Below are 17455 nucleotides of genomic sequence, written 5' to 3'. Positions count from 1 at the left end.
AAGGCACCTTCGCTAGAGGGTCCAGGGGCCGCGCATGGGCTGGTCAATGAGGCGGTTGGCCCCTTCGTCGTCCACAAATACCTGCCGCACGGGGTCAAACTTCAGCGAGCGTCCCAGCCGCAGGGCCGTCAGTCCCATATTCACGAGCGTGCAGGAGCGGTGGCCGTTTTCTTCGTTGAGCGCAAATTTCTGCCGCTTTTTTACCGCCTCCACAAAGTCCGTCACCTGGGGTTCGGGATCGGGGAAGGCGGCCAGTTTCCGCTCCAGGTCCGGAATATCCGACCGGAAGTTGGGATAAAGCTTGCCTTTGGGGCCCTCGATGTAGGGTAATTTATCGTCTTTGGCTTCGCCATCCAGCACAATCTTACAGCCGTCGGCGTAGGTGTACTCGATGCGCCGCCAGGTACCTACGGCGTCGGTATGCTGCTGCGGGGCGTCGATCTCCACGCTGATCGGACTGGTGTCGTCTTTGCCCAGAAAGTACTGGATGGGGTCGAGGTAATGCTGGCCCATGTCGCCCAGGCCACCGCCGTCGTAGTCCCAGTAGCCCCGGAAGGTGTTGTGCACCCGGTGCGCGTTGTAGGGTTTGTAGGGCGCGGGGCCGAGCCACATCTCGTAGTCGAGCTCGGCGGGTACGGGCTCGGGGGCCAGGTCGGTTTTGCCTACCCAGTAAAACTTCCAGTCGAAGCCCGTGTGGCGGCTCACGGTCACTTTCAGCGGCCAGCCCAGCAGCCCGCTTTCCACCAGCTTCTTGATGGGCTTCACGGGGGTACCCATGCCGTAAAAATTGGTATCGAACCGAAACCAGGTATTGAGTCGAAAAATCCGTCCGTGCTGCTGCACGGCCTCCACCAGGCGCTTGCCTTCGCCGATGGTGCGCGTCATGGGCTTTTCGCACCACACGTCCTTGCCCGCCCGCGCCGCGTCGGCCGCGATGATGCCGTGCCAGTGCGGGGGCGTCGCTACGTGCACGATGTCCACCTCGGGTAGCTGGATGAGTTCGCGGTAGTCGGTGAAGGTTTTGGGACCGGGGCCCGTGATGTCGAGGGCTTTCTGAATGTGGCGTTTATCCACGTCGCACACGGCCACCACCTTGGTACCGGCGTAGGGAATGTGCCCACGCCCCATGCCGCCTACGCCAATGATCCCCTTCGTGAGCTGGTCGGAGGGCGCCAGGTACCCTTGGCCCAGCACGTGTCGGGGTACGATCGTGAAAGCCGCCAGCGCAGCCGCGGTACCTTTGATGAATTCGCGCCGGGTGGGTTGGTTTTTCGTTTTTTCTTGCATAAAAAATAAATCAAACTGGTAGGTTAGGAAGGCGTGTCCGGTATCGTACCCGCAGGTACCTTGCAATATCCGTAGATTCCGTTTTAATTTAAAAAATATAAAAACAAAGAGGCTTTCTTTTCGGGAAAGCCTCTTGGTCGGGTAGGTACCTTTATCTCCGGGTCCGGAGGTACTTGGGCTACTTCGTCAGTTTCAGATCGGCCACTACGGGCAGGTGATCCGAGGCGTATTGTTCGTCGATGACGCGGGTCGAAACGACCTGGAAGCGATCGGCGGGTTTTACCATAATAAAATCAATGGTGCGGTTGGGATTCCGCACCGGAATGGTAGCCTGGCAGTCCTGCTGGCAGCTGCGCACAAAGTGCTCGTCCAGGTAATTGATCACCGCACTGCCCGGCTGGGCGTTGAAGTCGCCGCCCAGAATCATGGGGTAAGGGGCATCCTTGAAACGCTCCACGATGATCCGCGCCTGCGACAGCCGGTTTTGCTCCTTCAGGTCCAGGTGGGTACTGCCAAAAAGTACCTTGCGACCGCCGGGTAGTTGCACCGTTACCACCGCAATGGTACGGGGCTCGCCGCCAATGGCGGGATCGATCGGCAGGGCGTACCGCACCGAGTCCACGATGGGGTACTTGGAAAGCACCGCCACGCCGTAGTCGCCGCCCCGGTAGTCGATGCCCTTCGAGAAATAGTAGTACATGCCCGTGAGCCGGGCCAACTCCCGCGCCTGGTGCAGCTCCTTGCCCGAGCGCTCGTTATGTACGTCGATTTCCTGCAACGCCACCAGGTCGGGCTTCTCGCGGTTGATCACCGCCGCCGTGGTTTCGACTTCAATCTTGCCGTTCGTCGACGGCGGACTACAATGAAAAACGTTGTAGGTCATCACGCGCAGGCTGATTTCCTGGCCCGGCCGGGTACTTGGGGTCCCTTTCGGGCCGCAAGCCAGCAAGGTACCTACCAGTATCAGCGCGGTTATGGTATTTTTTAATAAGTACATTGATTAAAAAAATCAAGGTTAAAAATAGTACCCCAAACTAGCCCAAGGGGACTAGTCGGGGGTACCTATAAATCTTGTTACCTGGCCTTTTTTTTGAAGGCTGCCTGGCCCCACCCGGCTGGTAGCCAAGTCAAAGACTTGCATTTTTCCTCCCCACCAGTTGCAAACTGGCGGGAGCAAAGGACTAGTCGGGGTACCTATAAATCTTGTTACCTGGCCTTTTTTTGAAGGCTGACTGGCCCCACCCGGCTGGTAGCCAAGTCAAAGACTTGCATTTTTCCTCCCCACCAGTTGCAAACTGGCGGTAGCAAAGGGGTGGACGCCGCGCGGTGAGGTAGGAACGAGCTTACTCCCAGCCGGGGTTTTGGCCCAGGGCGGGGTTGCGCTGGAGCTGCACCAGCGGTACGGGCCACCGGTAGTTTTTGTTGGTAAAGGTACGTCCCGTAAAGGCCACGATGTACCCCTCGGCGTTGGTACGGAGGTTGGCCACGTGCGAAGGTACCTGCGCCCATTCTTTTTTCATGCCGAGCACATCCTGCGCCAGCAGGGCTCCCTGCTCCCACCGCAGCATATCAAAGTACCGTTGGCCTTCCAGCGCCAGCTCCACGCGGCGCTCGCGGCGCACTTCGTCGCGCAGATTCATGCCGTTGGCGGCCAGCTCCGTGATGATCATGTGCTTCATACCCACGCGGTCGCGGATTTTGTTGATGGTCAGGTCAAGGTCGGCCTGCGTGAGGGTACCTTGCTCCAGCCGGGCCTCGGCGTAGGTCAAAAGTACCTCGGCAAAGCGAATCAGGTGGATGTCGTTGGCGTCGCGGCCTACCTGCCCTACCGTCGAGAGCTCCACGTACTTGGTAAAGTAGTAACCCGTGGTCGTGACGGAGCCCCGGCGGTCGGAGAGGAACTTGGGGGCGGTGTAAATCTCCGGGTTGGTGTTGGCAGGATTGCCGTCGTAGCGCCCGCCCCAGCGCGCGCCGGGCTTCAGGATGGTCTGCGTCATGCGCGGGTCGCGGTTGGTAAACACATCCAGGTAGCTTTCCTCTTTGTACAGCGGTGATTTGTCAATGGGCAAGCCGTCCACGGCCAGGTAGGCATCCACCAGCGACTTGGTGGGGCTCCAGCGCGAGTTCTGATCAGGTACCTGGATTTCGCGGCTCAGGTTGTGGAAGTTGATCTCCTCCAGGTGCGGCCGGGCCAGGATGGTTTCCCGGTTGCGGCCGCGCGAAAGCTTGCCGTTGTAAGTAAACAAATCGTTGTAGCTGGTGGCGGGGTTGCCGTTGCTGTAGAGCGTGTACACGTTCAGGTCCATCACATCCTTGGCGGCTTTTTCGGCTACGGCGTAGCGTTTGTTGTAGAGCGCCACCCGGGCTTTCAGCGCCAGCGCCGCGCCCTTGTTGATACGGCCCAGGTTAGCGCCGGTGGGGATGGCCGTCGGCAGGTGCGTCGCTGATTCTTCGAGTTCTTGTAAAATAAAATCGATGATCTGCTCCTTGGGGTCGCGCGGGCCGTAGAGCTCGTCGATGTTGAGCGACTTCGTGATCAAAGGTACATCGCCGTAGAAGGCCGTCAGGTAGCTGTACAGGTAGGCCCGAATCACGCGTACTTCGGCGGCCAGGGCCTCCTTCCGCGCCGTCGAAATAGCGGCGGCCTGGTAGTTTTCCATGAAGGTATTACACTGCCGAATGCCCGCGTACATGTTGCGCCACTCGTCGTTCACGGTAGGCAGGTCGATCCCGAAGTTGCCGCTTCCGATCTGCTGGTAGGCCGTGGTGGAAGGCCACAGGGTGTTGTCGCCCATGTTTTCCATGTCCACGGTATTTTTGGCCTTCAGGTTGCCATAGCAGGCATTGACGGCCAGCACCAGCTGATCCTCCGTTTTCCAGAAGGTTTCGTCGGCGATCTGGTCCAGGGGTACCCGGTCCAGGAAGTCGTCCGAGCAGCTACTCAGCAGTAGCGTCAGGGCAGCGGTTAGGTATATAAGGTTCTTTTTCATGTCTTTATAGGTAGTTTAAAAACAATCCCACTCTCTTATTTAAGGTTGACGTTCAGCCCGAATACCACCGTTTTCACCTGCGGATAAAACCCTCCCGTGCTCACGGGCGTCTCGGGATCGTAGCCGTAGAAGAAGTTCGTTTTGGTAAAGAGGTTGTCAGCCGAGGCGTACACGCGCAAGCGGCTCACGCGTACCTTCTGCGTGAAACTAGCCGGTAGTGTGTAGCCCAGCTGGATGTTTTTCAGGCGCAGGTAGGCGGCGTTTTCCAGCCAGTAGGTCGAGAGCCGCTGGTTGTACGACTGCTGGTAGGTCAGGCGCGGGTAGCTGGCGTTGGTATTTTCGGGCGTCCAGCGGTCCAGGTGGATTTCCTGCGGCAGGGAGCCCTCGTTGATGAGCGCGTGGCGCGAGGCACCCGCCAGGTACCCGTCGACCTGGCCTACACCTTGCAGGAAGAAGCTGAAGTCGAGCCCCTTCCAGCCCAAATCGCCCCGGAAGCCGTAGGTATAGCGCGGGATGGGACTGCCGATGACGGTCCGGTCTTTATCCAGCGACACCACGCCGTCGCCGTCCAGGTCTTTGTAAATGATGTCGCCGGGCGCTACGGGGTCCCCCGCGATGGTCGGAAACTTTGGCGTGTAGCGGCCCGTTTCGGCGTTGTAGTCGAAGTCCGACTCCTGCGCCAGGCGCTCGGCCACCAGCCCGTAGAAAGCACCGATGGGCTCACCCACCATCCGGACCTGATCGCCAATGGTGGGCGGTACGTCGCCCAGGCTCACGACCTTGTTGCGCACGTCGGAGATATTGAAGTTGGCTCCGTAGCGGAAATCCTTCACCTGGTCGCGCCACGATAGCTGCAGCTCCCAGCCGCGGTTTTCTACTTTCCCGGCGTTTTGCGGCGGGTACGAAGTACCTACGCCGAGTACGTCGGGCAGCGGTACCGACAGCAGGATGTCGTTGGTGTTGTTGATGAAGAAATCGGCCGTGACGCCCAGGCGTCCGCGCAGCATCGCCAGGTCAATCCCCGCGTTTTGCTTCACCACCGACTCCCACGTAAGCAGACGGTTGGGGATACCTACCTGCCGGTAGCCAATGGTGAGCGAGTTACCAATGGGAAAGGTATTATTCACCGGCCCCAGCGTGGCCAGGTAGGCGTAGTCGCTTCCTACCTTGTCGTTGCCCTGCGAGCCGTACGACAGCCGCACCTTACCCGACTCGATCACGCTCGTGATGCCCCGCAGGAAATTCTCTTCGGTAAATACCCAGCCCAGCGAGGCCGACGTAAACCAGTTCCAGCGCACATCGGGCGCGAAGCGCGAGGAGCCGTCGTTGCGAAAGTTGAACTCGGCCAGGTACTTGTTGTTGAAGGCGTAGTTGACGCGCCCAAAAAACGACCGCAGCGCGTTATGGGTCGCATCGCCGCCGTTGAGCTGGTTTTCGGTACCCAGGTTAATGGATTCTACCTCCTGCGTAGCCAGGTTGGTACGGGTGGCGAAGAAGTAGTTGGAGCGGTAGGATTCCTGCGAGGCCGCCAGCATGGCTTTCACTTCGTGCTTCTCAGCCAGTACCTTATCGTATTCCAGGAAACCCAGGAAGGTTTGGTAGTTGGTAAAGTAATCGCGCACGTCGATCTTATTGACCGGGTTGGTCTGGTAGATCAGTGAGCCGTCGTCGGGACTGTAGTAGTTGATGGTTTTGGAGAAAATCGAACGAAACGAGTTTGATTTGATCAGCCCGTACTGGCCACGCAGGCGCAGCCCGTCGACGATGTCCAGCGTGGCGCTGAGGTTGGTGGTAATTTCTTGCGAGCTGAAGGTATTGGTACCGCCGTCGGTGGTGACAGCTATAGGGTTGCGCTGCCCGCCAATGTACCCCCAGCCCCCGGTCGTGAAGCGCACCGGTACCAGCGGCAGGATCTGGTGCGCGGCGTAGATGGGCCCCGAGCCCGAGCCTACGCCCTCCGAGGAGCCCGAGTAGGCGCGGTCGATGTACCCCACGTTGGCGTCCAGGTGCAGGCGGTCGAGCAGGGTGGTATTCAGCCGCAAGCGGATGTTGTGGCGGTTGGCTTTGTAGTTATCTCCCGTAATAAGACCGCCCTCGTGCAGGTACCCGTACGACACGTAATAGTTCAGGTTTTGGGCCCCGCCGTTGATGTTCAGGTTGTGGTTTTGCTGGGGCGCTCGGGGCTTGTAAATCTCGTCGATCCAGTTGGTATTGGCGTAGTAGTTGGGGTTGGAACCATTGCGGGCAATCTCGATTTCCTGCGCCGTGTAGGTAGGGTTGCGGCCCACGTTGCGCTGCGACTCGTTGAGCAGCTCCATGTACTGCGGCGAGCCCAGAAAGCGCGGCAGGGCCGTGGGCGTCTGGAAGCCCGCGTAGCCGTTGTAGCTGATGTTGGGCTGGGCGTCCTGCTGGCCTTTTTTGGTGGTAATCACGATAACCCCGTTGGCCCCACGCACCCCGTAGATGGACGACGAAGCCGCGTCTTTCAGCACCGAAATGCTCTCGATGTCATCGGGGTTCAGGATGTTCAGGTTCCCGCCCGGTATGCCGTCGATCACGATCAGCGGGTTGGAGTCACCCAAGGTACCTACGCCCCGAATCCGGATACTACCGGCATTCTGGCCGGGCAGCGCGGTCGAGTTGATTACCGTCACGCCGGGCATGAGGCCCTGCAGCGCTGAGCCTAAGGAAGTCACAGGGCGGCTCTCGATGTCCTTGGCGGTGATGCTGCTCACGGCTCCCGTCACGTTGATCTTCTTCTGGGTACCGTAGCCTACCACCACGAGCTCCTCCAACCCAGCTATATCTTCCTGCAGCTGAATGCTCAGCGTAGTCTGGCTGCCCACGGGTACTTCCTTGCTCAGGTACCCAATGAACGAAACGACGAGAATGTCTCCGGTCTCTACGTTCAGCGTAAAACGCCCGTCAGCATCCGACACGGTCCCCCGGCTGCTGCCTTTGATCACCACGCTGGCCCCCGGCAGGGCCGCCCCTTTGCCGTCGCGGATGGTACCCGTGAGCTCCCGCACCGGCGGGATTGCTACGGGCCCGACCGCCGGGAGCACCAGGCGGCCGGGCGGCGTGGCCAGTGCCTGCTCCGGGCCGCTTTTTTTCACGATGGCGATCTGCCGCCCCGACAGCTTGTAGCTGAGGCTGGTACCAGCCAGGGCTTTTTTCAAAATGACCGACACCTCGGCGTTTTTCAGATCCAGGTTCAGGCTGGTTTCCCGGGTGCTCTGGAGCAGGTCGTCCTTGTAAAAAATGCGGTAGTCGGTCTTTTCCTGAATTTGCTGGAAAAGCATCGCCAGGCTGCCGTTCCGGATGTGAACATCCATGCGGTCGCTCTGCGAATAACCCGCGGCGTGGACGCTCATCAAGCCTATCCACATCCATACTGCGGTCAACTTCATAATCCGTGCTACATGTTGAAAGCGCCGTCGGCTGGACCAACAGCGCGCCAGGTGGTCAAATTTTTTCATACATTTGATTGACTTTTGTGATACATAAGTTCAGGGCTCTACCGCTTGCCGGCGGGGGGAGCTACTCCGCGGGAGGCGTTGCCGCGCCTTCCGCTTTTTATTCAAAAACTACTCTTGCTGGGGAATGCTTTTTTCCAGTAGAAACCTCCTTTCGTTTTGGTGATAACTGAGTGACGTGGTGGCGCAGATGATGTCGATCACGCTGGTAAAGTCGTCTTGCAGGTCGAGCCGTCCGGAAAAGGTCTCCTGCCCCAGCGCGGCCTCCTGCAACCGAATATCCAACTTGTAGTAGCGCGCGAGTTTTTTCAGGATGTCGGCCAGGGGCGCGCTCCGCAGGATCAGGTACCCGTCTTTCCAGGACGTATACTCCTCTACGGGCACCTGACTGAGGCGTACCTCGCCCACCGCCGGGTCGTACACGGCCTTGGTACCGGGCGTTATTTTCTTTTCTATTTTGCCAAAAAGTGCGGTTTTATTGGCCGTAAAAGCAACGCTTCCCCGCGCCAGTACGGCGTAGGCCTGGGCGTCGTCGTCGTAGGCGCTCACGTCAAACTCCGTCCCAAGTACCTCGATCTGGGTACTTTTGGTGTGGACAAAAAACGGCTGTTGGGCCTGGTGTTGCACCGCAAAGTACCCCTCGCCTTCCAGGTACACTTCGCGCTTTTTGCCCCCAAACACCGCCGGATACACCAGCCGGGAGCCCGAGTTGAGCCAGACTTTGGTACCGTCGTGCAGCGTAAGCGTGGCGCGCTTGCCGTAAGGTACCACCAGGGTATTATACACTACCTCTTCCGAGCCAAGTACCTGATCCACCGTACCGGCGTCGAGCCGGATGCGGGCACCGTCGTAGGCAATCGTCGACTCTTCCCGGTCGAGCTCGATGGTGCGGTTGTCGGAGAGGTGTAGCTGCGTGGAGGAAGAGGTAGGTGCGCGCGCGGCGGCCAGGCGCATGGCGTCGTCGGAGCCGGGCCGGGCCAGGAAGTAGTAGCCCAGGCCCACGCTCGTGAGCAGCAAGGCCACCGCCGCCGCCATCCTTAGCCAGCCCAGGCGGCGGGCGGGCCGCTCTTCGTCGGGAGCTACCGCTCCGGGAGCCGCCGCCAGGGTACTTTGCTCGAGCCTTTCCCAAAGCTGCTCTTTATCCCGGCTCGCCAGTTTTTCATCCTCCACCGACTGCATCAGCGTCCGCAGGCGTTCGGCCATTTCCCGCTGCTCGGGGGGTAGGTCCTGCTCCTTTCCCACCGGAGTCTCGTCGCTCAGGTAGTCTTCCAGCCGGTAGGGTTTCTTTCCTTTCATGTTGTGTCGTTTCTTGCTAAGAGTAGCCAAGTACCCCGGCATAGACACCGCCCGCGATTTTTTTTTCGATTTTTTTCAAAGTACCCCTCCTATAAGTACCCTTTGCCCGGTCCAAACAAGTACCCAAAGGTGAGGTACCTTCAGCAAAGTACCTTTTGTAGAATTTGATTTACGATTCAGAAGCATTGACAAACGAACGTACATACCAAGAACGCGCCTTCGTGGCCGCGTAGCGGTCGAATGTTTATAGAGAAGAGAATGTAGGGAGGGAACCCGCGTGCCGTTAAGTACGCAACGTGCGGTGGGTTGCGTACCTAACGGCACAGAATCGGCTCATCATGCAGGGATGGATGAATTCATAAAGTTTCCCGCCGCGGGGAGGGCACAAGCGTCATATCTTGAAGAAAACTAGTTACAGACTCACTCCTCCATAAAGTACCCAAAGGGGAGGTACCTTCAGCAAAGTACCTTTTGGCAAGTCAGCGGCATGTAAAGTGCAAAAGGTACTTGGTAAGGTACCTAGGCGAGGAGAATCAGGCAAAAAGCAGGAGAAACAGGTACGCCACCGAAAAGCCTTCCAGCCGGGTGCGGAGCTGCTTCACGGCGCGGTACACGAAGGTACGGCAGGTAGGTACCGAGATCTGCATGATGGCCGCAATTTCGTCGTAGTCGAGCTCGTGCTTGAACTTCAGGTACAGGATTTCGCGCTGGCGGGCGGGTAGTTCGTTCAGCTCGCGGGCCAGCGCGTGCAGGGCTTCGCGCTGCTTTTCGTCGGCCACGATTTCTTCTTCAATGCCGTAGCTAAAAGTACCCATCGGCAGGGTGGGATCGGTGGAGATCCAGCGGTCGAGCGAGAGCGGGGCGGGTTTCTTCAGCGCCAGGTGCAGCTTTCGCCGGAACGATTTGAGCAAATAAAAGCGCACGTTTACCTCCAGAGCCAGGCCCGCCCGGTAGGTGTGCAGGTCCAGGAAAAGGTCATGCATACAGTCTTTGACCAGCTCCGAGTCGGACGTGTACCGCCGCCCAAATGCGTAAAGTACCTCCGCGTAGCGGTCATAAAGCGCCCGGAAAGCCTCCTGGCTCCCCCGCGTAAACTCCCGCCACAGGTCCTGCTCGAGCTTTGTGTTCATGTCAACCAGTGCCTGCTTCATGTGTTGTGTCTTTCCAAACTTCCGGTTGAAGTCCTTGGCGTGCGACGCGCGACCTGCGAGGCCCGGCGTGCGACGCCCGACCTTTTTCTTTACAAGTACCTTATTAAAACGCGAATTACCAATTTTAGATCGTAATTTATACAATTGTTCATTTAACCAAACTGTTAAGATATTTTTTGTCCCCGTCGGGAACGAAGTACTTATAAGGTAGGCATGAGGATTCCCCTTGCGGGCAGGCCAGAGATTCTCGGGCTATTATTATTGCATAAACAACCGATTGTACGCTACTTTGCAAAAAAAACGTGACTATGGAACAAGCATTGCTGGATGAGGTACCTTCGCTCGACCTGGCCGACTTCACCGCCGGTGATCCGGCGCGCAAGCAGCAGTTTGTGCAGGAGCTGGGCGCGGCTTTCAATACCATTGGTTTTGTGGCCATCAAAAACCACGGGCTTTCCGAAGCCCTGCGGCACGATCTGTACCAGGCCGTGCAGCGCTTTTTTACCCTGCCCGAGGCCGAAAAGAAGAAATACGAGCACGAGGAGTTGCACGGGCAGCGCGGCTACGTAGGCAAGGGCAAAGAAAAAGCCAAGGGCTTTACCGTGGCGGATCTCAAGGAGTTTTATCACGTGGGCCAGCCCGAGCCCGTGGGCGATATGCCGCACAATATTTTCCCCGAAGAGGTACCTGAGTTTGGTGAGTTTACCCTTGAGGTGTATAAAACCTTCGAGCAAACCGGCAAAACCCTGCTGCGGGCCATTGCGCTGTACCTGGGCCTGCCGGAGGAGTACTTTGAGGATAAAGTCAAAAACGGTGACAGCATTCTGCGGGCGCTGCACTATTTCCCTATCGAAAACCCCGACCTGGTACCTGAAGGGGCCGTGCGGGCCGCCGCCCACGGCGACATCAACCTCATTACGCTGCTCATGGGGGCCAGCGCCGAGGGCCTGGAGGTACTTCGCCGCGACGGTAAGTGGATCGCCATCACGGCCCTGCCCGACCAGATCGTGGTGAACGTGGGCGACATGCTCGACCGCCTCACCAACCACAAGCTCAAGTCGACGATCCACCGCGTGGTGAATCCGCCCCGCGAGAAGATGGGTACTTCGCGCTACTCGATTCCGTTTTTTATGCACCCCCGCGCCGACATGAACCTCAGCTGCCTGGAAAGCTGCGTGGATGCCGAGTACCCCAGGCTGTACACCGACATGACCGCCGGTGAATTCCTGGACGAGCGCCTGCGCGAGCTGGGCCTGAAAAAATAGGATGGTCCGAGGTAGTTTTAGAAGGTGTTTGAGTTATTAATTTAATAGCGAAACGAAGGATTTTCGCGCGAAACGAGGCACTTTTTTGGACGGGGGGTGCCCTCGACCGTAGCCGGAGGCTACGGGCTGAAAAAGTAACGAATCGGACCGCCGAGCGGTTGCAGCCGAAAAGACAAAGTTGTAGTTTAAAGAAACTAACTCAAGCACCTTCTTAGCTAGGTACCTTTGGTCTTTTTAAAAATTAAAAAGTACTAATTATCGACCTAAAACTACCTCAGCCTGCTATCTATTCCCAAAATGTAAGTACCTTCCTTTTGAATTGCAATACCTCCACTATCTCCTGAAAACGGCTCACTAAAAAGATGCGGCGATTCCGGTACATCATTTACCTGAAAGACGTTCTGCTGCTGGCGTGTACGGCGTTCGGCGGTCCTCAGGTACATTTGATGCTCATGCTGGAGCGCCTCGTACAGAAGCGCCGATACCTTACCGAAGAGGAGCTCCTGGAGCTACAGGCCCTCTGCCAGATCCTGCCCGGCCCCACCTCTACCCAGACCGTCACGGCCCTGGGCTTCAAAATAGGCGGCCCCAGCCTGGCCTACCTCACGCTGCTGGTGTGGTCGCTGCCCGCGCTCACGCTCATGACGCTGGCCGCCATCGGGGTACATTACCTCGAGCGCAAAAATATCTCCCTGGGTTTTACGCGCTTCGTAGGCCCCATGGCCGTAGCTTTTCTGATTTTCGGGGCCTACCGCATTGCCCGCAAGGTGATCCGTAACGTGCAGGGCTGGGCGCTGATGCTGGTTTCGACGGCCATCGTGTACCTCTTCCCGTCGCCCTTCGTGACGCCCATCGTCATTGTGCTCGGCGGCGTGGTGGCCTCGCTGAACTTCAAGCAGCACGAGGTGATGGAAAAGCAGCCCCTGCGCATCAAGTGGGGCAATTTTATCCTGTGGGGGGCCGTGCTGGTGGTAGCTGCCACGCTGGGGGCCATCACCAAGTCGCTGCCCGTGCGGCTCTTCGAGAACTTCTACCGCAACGGCAGCCTGGTATTCGGGGGCGGGCAGGTACTTATCCCGATGCTCTACAACGAGTTTGTGGTGTTTAAGCACTACCTCACGCGGCAGGAGTTTTTGTCGGGCATGGCGCTGACGCAGCTGGTACCGGGGCCGGTGTTTTCCATTGCCACCTACGTGGGCAGTATGTCCATGCAGCAGTACGGCGTCAGCGGGCAGATCCTCGGGGCCGTCGTGGCCACGGTCGGGATTTTCCTGCCGGGTACCTTCCTGATCTTCTTTGTGTACCGCTTCTGGGACCAGCTCAAAAAGTACCGGGGTGTGCGGGCGTCCTTGCAGGGGGTGCACGCCACCAGTTGCGGACTTACCATCGCGGCGGCCATCATCCTGTTCCAGCCCATGGCTACCCAGTGGCAACCACTGCTCACGGTAGTAGGTACTTTGCTGATCCTGTACTTCACGCGGGTCCCTTCTTATCTCATTATTTTGGGGGGAATTCTGCTGGGACTTATTTTTTGAGATTTAAAGTATTTCGTATTTAGGCTAGAGACCGTGTGACGCAGCGGCGTAGCGGAATGCCGCCCAGTTAAAACTACGCCCGGCGAGAGAATACCAACAACGGATTAAAAATCTCTAATTTTGTCATAATCCACTAATCAATAAAATTCTTTCCATTTTGTCAAAGTAGAAGAAATGACTCTTTTTCTTTTGAAGAAAAACATGTTACAATGGGTCTAATATATATATATCGATAAAAGTACACCAACAATATTGCTTTTAATCTTAGCTATCGACTATATACCCATCGAAGGTAATCTTTACGAATCAACTTACGCATTAATAGGTAAAATATATCAATTAAGCATACTAATTATTTGATAAAATGAACGAAAAATATTTTCCAGCTATACGTTATTTTATTTATATATCTATTGCGATTTTCTTATTTATAGCATTATTTATTTTACACAAAAGGCGCTCTGATCCTTTAAAAGCCACAAATTTACATTTGAGATCAATTCCACTAACGCATGAAGAAATATCTGGAAAATATACTGGCAAAGACACAAAATATGTTGGCTCTGAGAAGTATATATTTGTGGAGAATTTAGAAATAATGAAAGATGGGACATATAAGTGGAAATTTTTTACTGATGGTGATTTAGATCCTCTTAAAGAAGGCACATATAAAGTCACTATATCCAAAAAAATTGATGATAAATCAATGAAGACGACATATCAGCATGAATTAGTATTAGTATCTTCTGTACCACATCAATATACTGTAAAATATGAAATAATTTACAAAAAAGGGGATTTTACGCTATTGCCAAAAGATAAGGAGTTAAATAGAATATCATTGCATCGAATTGATGTCTCTGGTATTGCTAAGTCCAATGTACCTACTATATGTGATTGTATGTATAATTATAATATCTATCAACGCAATCGCGCGGACCTTAACCATGATCCAGAAACGACTATGCTCTTTTTCAAATGTATAGATTTATATTCAAAACAGTATTATAGTGGTTATATTAAAGGATGTACGGCTAATGAAAACATATCAAATGTAATGAATGATCCATCAACACCAACTTTCCAACAATATGAAGATGGCGATACTATATTAGTCGATGTAGTAACTGATTCGGAAGCTCCCGTAATCGAAAGTTCCATTGAGAATCGAATAGGAGTTACAGAAGTCCTTTCATTCATTATATCAAAAAATAAAAAAAAGGTAACGCTTTCTGTAACAAATGACAAAAGACTAAAATATAAAATTGTCAGGAAAGATGGCGAACAAGAATTTCAATTTCCGACGAGCGACAATTCAAGTTCCTCGTTTAGATTCATAAAGGAGCGTGAAGATGTATATTCATTAATCTTTCAAAACACATCGGCCACCTATAGAATATACGAAATAGATAATAAAATAGGAATAGTAGTTAAAACCGACGGAAAAACTTACAATTTAGTTGGGGACATTAATACAAAAGAAGGCAGTTTACAAAGATTAAAAGAATTGCTTTTAATAAACGTTGTTGAAGACAGTGCCCTGGATAACTAAATAAAGCCTTCTGCTACCGCGATTTGCAATCATGCGCCGTCCAGCGGTGTCAAAATAGAATACCCGTTGAGCGTAGTCTGTGACTACGTTTGTGCGTTGTCGGTCTCTGACCGAAGAAAGCCCCCAGGTATTTTCCGAGCTAGGAAATCTAAAATTGCTGCGCAACCAGCCCTACATGAAGAGCTAAGTACCCGCAACGGACAGGCTTACTTCAGCGCTTCAATGGATGTAATGTTCAGGGGAATGTAGGAAATAATGGGAATCACTGATTGCATATTGTGCATATCAAAAGCCGAAGGGCACGGCTTTCCCTCTAGCCCCGAGATAACGTAGTAGTAAGGATCTTGCGGACTAGATACGACCCAGGTACTATCCTGCTGACAGGCCATAAAAAACCGAAAGGGATTTTTAGTCAAATCACGAGGGATAAATACCTGATTGCCGTAATACTGAACCACTACGGAATCAACGGGCTGCGAAAAGGTACCTTCACAGCCGCAGTCGGGTGCGGGTTCCTTTTTCTCGCAAGCCAGCATGGCGCCCACAATTACTACCAAAGCATAGACCGGGCGCAAGAAAAAATGGTGTAGCTTTCTACGAATTCGTTTCATAGGTGCGTGGTTTAGATTCTTTACTGTTAGATCTGGTGTTTCTTTTCCTTTTAAAGGTAGTTGATAAAACTGTTTACTTTGGCGGTCCAGAAAAAATAGTAATTTGAGCTGGTCGAAAGTACCTTAGATCCTGCTTCCTGCTAAGTACCTTTGTATCTAGCTTTCCGGGCTACTACACGGACTTTAACGACCTTTTTCCGACCATTAAAGTAAACGATTTTTGTAATGATTACTAGACTGCCCCTTGTTCTATTGGTACTTGCGTTAGCTGGCTGCTGGCGGCGAGACCTTCGAGAAAAGCACGTGATTACGAATTTGTCTCAGCCCTATAACCTGGTATATAAAGTCAAACGCAACGCTGGGGTAACCTGGAAGATCAACGGAACGATGGACGGAACGTTATCTTATATTAGCTGTTATTGTGAGGTTAGCTCTAATTGCGCATCGCTTGAAAGGAATAGTGTTGTATATACCGATTCTATCCATATTGATTGGACAGTAGGAAGCGTTAAGCCGGATACATATATGTGTTTGGTTTTCTTTCCGGGCACGGCCAGAAAGAGTCGAATAGAGGTTGAATTTTTAGAAAAAGGCAGTAGATAGTAGAGAACTAAACCTGTTTGAAGATACGATCTGAAAACCCCACTCCATCCTTTATAACGGTTATGCCAATGATTACTAGAGTCATCCTTATCTTATTGGTACTTGCGTTAGCTGGCTGCTGGCGGCGAGACCTTCGAGAAAAGCACGTGATTGGAAATTTGTCACAGCCCTATAACTTGGTATACCAAGTCAAACGGGATGACGGCGTGCTGAGCTGGAAGGTACACGGAACCATGGATGGTACTCTATCACTTACGATCTGTGATTGTGAGGTTAGTGCCAATTGCGCAGAAGTAGAAAGGGCCAGTGTGGTCTATACCGATTCCATCTATAGAAAAGATGGAGAAGAAGGTACCCACGCGGGAAGATATAAGTGCTTAGTCTTTAAGCCCGGTACAGCCCGAAAGGGCCGAATAGAGATTGAGTTTTTGGAAAGAGGCTGGGGCTGGTAAGAAGTGCTAAAAGAGTTGGGCTTACATCCAACTCTTTTTTTGATCTAGGCTAGTAAAGGTACTTTGCCCGTAAATAGACACCTACTCCACCGCCACGCCCGTTGGGTCAGGTAGGCGGGCCTTGAGGCCCCAGCCGCCGAAGTTTTCCGAGACGGCGATCCAGAGTTCGTTCGGGCCTTTTTTCAGGTCCAAGTAGAGCTCGTCAAAGTACCCCACGGTACCCAGGTAGCGGTAGTCGCGCGACATGAACTCATCCCGGCCCGCGTAGAGCAGCTTTCCGTTGAGGTACACCCGCGCCCGGTCGCTGAACCCCAGCAGCAACCGCTTGATCTGCGCCCGGTCGGCGGTGATAACCACCTTGGCAAAGGCGGTGTTCTGCGCCTCGCTGAGCCCCGACAGCTGAGCCAGGTTGAGCAGGCCCGAAGGCTCGGTGGGTACCTGGGTCCAGCGCAGGCTTTGGGTGAGGCTGGCCGGTACCTGGAAGGTACTTTCCAGCTGCTTTTCGTCAAAGGTACCCGACACCCGCCAGCGCAGCAAAGTACCCGGCTCCGGGGCGGCCTCGGGCTTGAAGGTAGCCGGGAGGGGTACTTCGTCCTGGCTCGTGTAGCTAAAGTTGGCAAAACGAGCGGCCACCGGCGCGCCGTTACTCAGGCTGATGCTCCCCGCCTGGGGCGCTCGCTTGAGCTGGTGAATCACCAGGGCGGGTTGGTCCTGGTTGTCGACGTAGACCAGCGCCTGGCGGTCGCGCACCACGATCCGCAGGTGCATCCAGGCGTCGAGGGGGTACCGGATGGCGTTGGAGTAGCCCTCGCCGTGGTAGAGCTGCCAGGCCGCCTGGCCGTGGTAAACCGGCTGATACTGGATGGCGTCGGGGTTGCCCAGCTGGTGCGGCCGCACGTAGACGTTTTCCATGTTCTGCGCATCCTGCACCCGGAAACCCAGGCCGGGAAAGTACCTGCCGGGGCTCAGCGCCACGTCTACCTCAATGACGCCGTTCTTGAAGGTACGGTCTTTCAGGTGCATATCGCCGTCGGTGAGCCGGATGCATTCTTTTCCCAGGTAGTTTTCTTTTGTTACCTTGCCGGTGATATCCCAATGCGAGGCTTCCAGGGGCACGGGCGTTTGGGCCGGAGCCCAGGTACCTACCAGGCCGAGGGCAAACAAGAGGGCGAGTTGTTTTTTCATGAATGGCTTTCTTTTTAATTTTAGAGAACTAAATTCGGGAAGACGAAAGCAA

At 54.7% G+C, this 17455-nt stretch carries 11 protein-coding genes; 3 read left to right on the top strand and 8 right to left on the bottom strand.

The window, feature by feature from the left end; all coding sequences use genetic code 11:
- Positions 1 to 12: 12 nt before the first annotated feature.
- The 6 genes from HNQ92_RS21030 to HNQ92_RS21005 all read right to left on the bottom strand — a co-directional run bounded on the left by HNQ92_RS21030 (position 13) and on the right by HNQ92_RS21005 (position 10344).
- Positions 13 to 1287, bottom strand: a complete 1275-nt coding sequence (locus HNQ92_RS21030) for a Gfo/Idh/MocA family oxidoreductase (RefSeq protein WP_184176970.1) — start codon at positions 1285 to 1287, stop codon at positions 13 to 15.
- 178 nt (positions 1288 to 1465) lie between these two features.
- Positions 1466 to 2284, bottom strand: coding sequence for an endonuclease/exonuclease/phosphatase family protein (locus HNQ92_RS21025; RefSeq protein ID WP_246440560.1), 819 nt, complete (start codon positions 2282 to 2284; stop codon positions 1466 to 1468).
- Between the two features lie 346 nt (positions 2285 to 2630).
- Positions 2631 to 4277: a RagB/SusD family nutrient uptake outer membrane protein gene (locus tag HNQ92_RS21020; RefSeq protein WP_184176969.1), complete on the bottom strand. Its 1647-nt coding sequence runs from the start codon at positions 4275 to 4277 to the stop codon at positions 2631 to 2633.
- Positions 4278 to 4312: 35 nt separating this feature from the next.
- Positions 4313 to 7687 (bottom strand): TonB-dependent receptor, encoded by a 3375-nt coding sequence (locus HNQ92_RS21015; protein WP_184176967.1) that lies wholly within the window; start codon positions 7685 to 7687, stop codon positions 4313 to 4315.
- Between the two features lie 177 nt (positions 7688 to 7864).
- Entirely contained in the window at positions 7865 to 9049 is a 1185-nt protein-coding gene (locus tag HNQ92_RS21010) for a FecR domain-containing protein (protein WP_184176965.1), read from the bottom strand.
- A gap of 533 nt (positions 9050 to 9582) precedes the next feature.
- Positions 9583 to 10344, bottom strand: a complete 762-nt coding sequence (locus HNQ92_RS21005; protein WP_184176963.1) for an RNA polymerase sigma factor — start codon at positions 10342 to 10344, stop codon at positions 9583 to 9585.
- 164 nt (positions 10345 to 10508) lie between these two features.
- On the opposite strand from HNQ92_RS21005, the gene HNQ92_RS21000 reads away from it, so the two are divergent.
- The 3 genes from HNQ92_RS21000 (at position 10509) to HNQ92_RS20990 (ending at position 14552) form a co-directional block, all read left to right on the top strand.
- Positions 10509 to 11465, top strand: a complete 957-nt coding sequence (locus HNQ92_RS21000; protein WP_184176961.1) for an isopenicillin N synthase family dioxygenase — start codon at positions 10509 to 10511, stop codon at positions 11463 to 11465.
- Positions 11466 to 11827: 362 nt separating this feature from the next.
- Positions 11828 to 13000, top strand: coding sequence for a chromate efflux transporter (chrA, locus tag HNQ92_RS20995; RefSeq protein WP_184176959.1), 1173 nt, complete (start codon positions 11828 to 11830; stop codon positions 12998 to 13000).
- Positions 13001 to 13364: 364 nt separating this feature from the next.
- On the top strand, positions 13365 to 14552 hold the full coding sequence (locus tag HNQ92_RS20990) for a hypothetical protein (protein WP_184176957.1): 1188 nt from the start codon (positions 13365 to 13367) through the stop codon (positions 14550 to 14552).
- Between the two features lie 206 nt (positions 14553 to 14758).
- Here the strand turns inward: HNQ92_RS20990 and HNQ92_RS20985 are convergent, their stop codons facing one another.
- Together HNQ92_RS20985 and HNQ92_RS20980 are read right to left on the bottom strand one after the other, a co-directional pair.
- Entirely contained in the window at positions 14759 to 15163 is a 405-nt protein-coding gene (locus tag HNQ92_RS20985) for a hypothetical protein (protein ID WP_184176956.1), read from the bottom strand.
- A 1136-nt stretch (positions 15164 to 16299) separates the two neighbouring features.
- Positions 16300 to 17403 carry a hypothetical protein gene (locus tag HNQ92_RS20980; protein ID WP_184176954.1) on the bottom strand — a complete coding sequence of 368 codons (1104 nt, stop codon included), beginning with the start codon at positions 17401 to 17403 and terminating at the stop codon, positions 16300 to 16302.
- Positions 17404 to 17455: the final 52 nt, after the last annotated feature.

Origin of the sequence: Rhabdobacter roseus (assembly GCF_014202275.1) — a bacterium.
GTDB classification, from domain to species: Bacteria; Bacteroidota; Bacteroidia; order Cytophagales; family Spirosomataceae; genus Rhabdobacter; species Rhabdobacter roseus.
This window is presented reverse-complemented; position numbering and strand designations above follow the sequence as displayed.

Excerpts from the sequence above, each read along its gene's own strand:
- HNQ92_RS21015 (WP_184176967.1), bottom strand. The coding sequence starts at position 7,687 with ATGAAGTTGACCGCAGTATGGATGTGGATAGGCTTGATGAGCGTCCAC.
- HNQ92_RS21025 (WP_246440560.1), bottom strand. The coding sequence starts at position 2,284 with ATGTACTTATTAAAAAATACCATAACCGCGCTGATACTGGTAGGTACC.
- HNQ92_RS20990 (WP_184176957.1), top strand. The coding sequence starts at position 13,365 with ATGAACGAAAAATATTTTCCAGCTATACGTTATTTTATTTATATATCT.
- HNQ92_RS20985 (WP_184176956.1), bottom strand. The coding sequence starts at position 15,163 with ATGAAACGAATTCGTAGAAAGCTACACCATTTTTTCTTGCGCCCGGTC.
- HNQ92_RS21020 (WP_184176969.1), bottom strand. The coding sequence starts at position 4,277 with ATGAAAAAGAACCTTATATACCTAACCGCTGCCCTGACGCTACTGCTG.
- chrA (WP_184176959.1), top strand. The coding sequence starts at position 11,828 with ATGCGGCGATTCCGGTACATCATTTACCTGAAAGACGTTCTGCTGCTG.
- HNQ92_RS21010 (WP_184176965.1), bottom strand. The coding sequence starts at position 9,049 with ATGAAAGGAAAGAAACCCTACCGGCTGGAAGACTACCTGAGCGACGAG.
- HNQ92_RS21000 (WP_184176961.1), top strand. The coding sequence starts at position 10,509 with ATGGAACAAGCATTGCTGGATGAGGTACCTTCGCTCGACCTGGCCGAC.
- HNQ92_RS20980 (WP_184176954.1), bottom strand. The coding sequence starts at position 17,403 with ATGAAAAAACAACTCGCCCTCTTGTTTGCCCTCGGCCTGGTAGGTACC.
- HNQ92_RS21030 (WP_184176970.1), bottom strand. The coding sequence starts at position 1,287 with ATGCAAGAAAAAACGAAAAACCAACCCACCCGGCGCGAATTCATCAAA.